At 66.9% G+C, this 2,864-nt stretch carries 3 protein-coding genes; 2 read left to right on the top strand and 1 reads right to left on the bottom strand.

The window, feature by feature from the left end:
* The coding region (locus AC5JJ6_RS07235) for a PAS domain-containing protein (protein ID WP_496041388.1) at nucleotides 1-968 on the bottom strand (968 nt) is incomplete at its 3' end.
* Nucleotides 969-1,219: 251 nt separating this feature from the next.
* On the opposite strand from AC5JJ6_RS07235, the gene AC5JJ6_RS07230 reads away from it, so the two are divergent.
* Together AC5JJ6_RS07230 and AC5JJ6_RS07225 are read left to right on the top strand one after the other, a co-directional pair.
* On the top strand, nucleotides 1,220-1,984 hold the full coding sequence (locus tag AC5JJ6_RS07230) for a histidine phosphatase family protein (protein ID WP_496041387.1): 765 nt from the start codon (nucleotides 1,220-1,222) through the stop codon (nucleotides 1,982-1,984).
* The coding region (locus AC5JJ6_RS07225; protein ID WP_496041386.1) for an NAD(P)H-hydrate dehydratase at nucleotides 1,981-2,864 on the top strand (884 nt) is incomplete at its 3' end. The genes AC5JJ6_RS07230 and AC5JJ6_RS07225, both read left to right, overlap by 4 nt.

Below are 2,864 nucleotides of genomic sequence, written 5' to 3'. Positions count from 1 at the left end.
TCCGTCAGGTCGCGCAGGCGGTCGCCGAACTCGAGCAGGGCCTCGTGCCGGCGTTCCGTCCGCTTGCGGTCGGTGATTTCCAGGAAGAGCACCGCCACCCGCTCGTCGCCGGCTTTCCGCGCCCGCGCTTCGTACCAGCGGTCGGCCAAAGCCGGGATGAACATCTCGAAGCGTTTCGGTTCGCCGGTGTCGATGACGCGTTCATAATGCTCGATCAGTTCGACCGGAATGTCCGGTATCACGTCGAGGACCGTACGTCCGACGGCGTCGGAAGCGGGAATGCCGGTGAGAGCGCCGAAGGCGGGGTTGGCCTCGATGAAGCGGAAGTCGCGCATCCGGCCGTCGGCGTCGCGCAGCGCCTCCCCGACATAGAAGCCTTCCTGCATGCGTTCGAACAACCCGCGCCAGCGCGCCTCGCTGTCGCGCAGCCGGCGCTCGCCCTCGACCTGACCCGTGGTTTCGGAGCAGGCGCAGAACATCCCGGCGACGCCGCCCGATTCGTCCCGGACGGGACTGTAGGAGAAGGTGAACCAGGTTTCCTCGGGATAGCCGTTGCGCAGCATCACAAGCGGCAGATCCTTGTGGAAGGTCGCTTCGCCGGTCAGGGCGCGGTCCACCAGAGGGCTGATCTCGGCCCAGATTTCCGACCACACCTCGGCGAAGGGCTGGCCGAGCGCCCTGGGGTGCTTGGCCCCGAAGATCGGCAGGTAGGCGTCGTTGTACAGGAATGCCAGTTCCGGTCCCCAGGCGATGAACATCGGGAACTTCGAGTTAAGCAGAAGGCTGACGACCGTGCGCAGGGATTGCGGCCAAGTCGCGGGGCGTCCGACCGGCGACTCTGCCCAGTCGTGCGAGCGCATCAACGCGCCCATGATGCCGCCGCCTGACAGGAACCCGATGTCAAGCCGGCTGTCTGCACCGCTTTCTGCTTCGAAAGAGGCAGGCGGCTCGTCGTGGCGTTCCGTCAACGTGCCGGACTCCCGCCAGCGATCGGACAGATGGCCATCGGTTTGGGTTTCTCGTGGATCGTCACGTGAATCGGCGGATGAGGACGTAGCTCTGTAAACAAGCGGTATGCTGGCATGGTTCAGACCATATGGCCCGGCGCCCTTATAACACAACGGAGAGATCTTCGGCTTTTGGGAATAGGTCAGAATCGAAACGATTGCCGCCCCCGGTGGTTGATTGCGGGTCAGGCAATATGGGGACGGCCCTTACCATGCAGCAGCGCTGGCCAGAGAAACTTTGGATTATCCGCCATGGCGAAAGCGCCGGCAACGTGGCGCGGGAGGCGGCCGACGCCGCCGGCCTCGGACGGATCGACATAGAAGAGCGCGACGTCGACGTGCCGCTCAGCGCACGGGGCGAGGAACAGGCGCAGGCGCTGGGCGACTGGTTCGCGGAGATGCCGGAGGACCAGCGGCCCGAAGTGGTGCTGACCTCCCCGTATGTCCGCGCCCGGAAGACGGCCGAGATCGTCCAGGCCGGCGGCGGGCTGCATGTGGACGTGGCTGACTTCCTGATCGACGAGCGGCTGCGCGAGAAGGAGTTCGGCGTGCTCGACCGCCTGACCCGGCGCGGCATCGAGCAGGAATTTCCGGATCAGGCCGAGTTCCGCCGGTTGCTCGGCAAGTTCTATCACCGCCCGCCCGCCGGCGAGAGCTGGTGCGACGTCATCCTGCGCCTGCGAAGCGCCCTGGACACCATCAGCCTCCACCACTGCGGACGGCGGGTGGTGATCGTCAGCCATCAGGTCGTCGTCCTGTGCCTGCGCTACCTGCTGGAAAACATGACCGAGGAACAGATCCTCGCGATCGACCGGGAAGGCGACGTCGCCAACTGCTCGGTCACCGAATACGGCTTCAACCCCGACATAGGGAAGATCGGCGGCATGGAACTGCGCCGTTACAACTTCGTGGCTCCGCTGCGGGAAGCCGGTGCGCCCGTGACGGCCGAACCCGATGAAAACGTGGCCGCCCGATGATGGAAGCCACCAGGATCACCCCGGAATTGCTGCGCGCGATGCCGCTGCCGCAGCCTGCCGGATCCACCGACAAGAACGCCAGGGGCAGCGTCCTGGTCGTCGCCGGCAGCGTAGAGGTGCCGGGTGCGGCGCTGCTTGCCGGGACGGCCGCGCTGAGGGCTGGGGCGGGCAAGCTCCAGATCGCCACCTGCTCCAGCATCGCTCCCCATATGGGGCTGGCGGTACCGGAGGCCCTGGTGCTGGGGCTGCCGGAAACCTCGGCTGGCGGCATGGCGCCGGACGCCGCCGAATTGCTGTGCGAGAGAGCCAAGCGAAGCGACGCGGTCCTGCTGGGACCCGGCATGATGGACAAGGAAGCGGTCGCGGAACTGACGACAGGCATCGTGAAGGGACTGTCCGGGCCGGCGCTCGTTCTCGATGCCGAAGCGCTGGTCTGCCTGGACACCCTGCGGGATCCCCTGTGCGAGCGTGAGGGCCGGACGATCATCACGCCCCATGCCGGTGAGATGGCGAGCCTTCTGGAGATCGAGCGTGAGGCCGTCGAGGGCGATCCCCTCGCCGTCGCGATCCAGGTTGCCCGGCGCTTCCGGATGGTGGTCGCGCTGAAGGGCGGGACCACCTATGTCGCGGCCCCCGACGGCGAGTGCTGGTTCTACGAGAGCGGCAATGTCGGGCTGGCGACATCCGGTTCCGGCGATACTCTCGCGGGCGTCGTGACCGGGCTGGTGGCGCGCGGCGCAAGCCCGGCGCAGGCGGCAGTCTGGGGCGTCTACCTGCATGGGCAGGCCGGAAACCGCCTTGCGCGCAGCCTGGGGCCGATGGGTTTCCTGGCCCGCGAACTGCTGGCGGAAATCCCCGGCATCATGGCGGAACTGGCGCA

The sequence above is a fragment of the Skermanella sp. genome (genome assembly GCF_059503625.1).
Note: the sequence above shows the minus strand (reverse complement) of the source record. Positions and strands in the feature narration are given on the sequence as shown.

Excerpts from the sequence above, each read along its gene's own strand:
- AC5JJ6_RS07230 (WP_496041387.1), top strand. The coding sequence starts at position 1,220 with ATGCAGCAGCGCTGGCCAGAGAAACTTTGGATTATCCGCCATGGCGAA.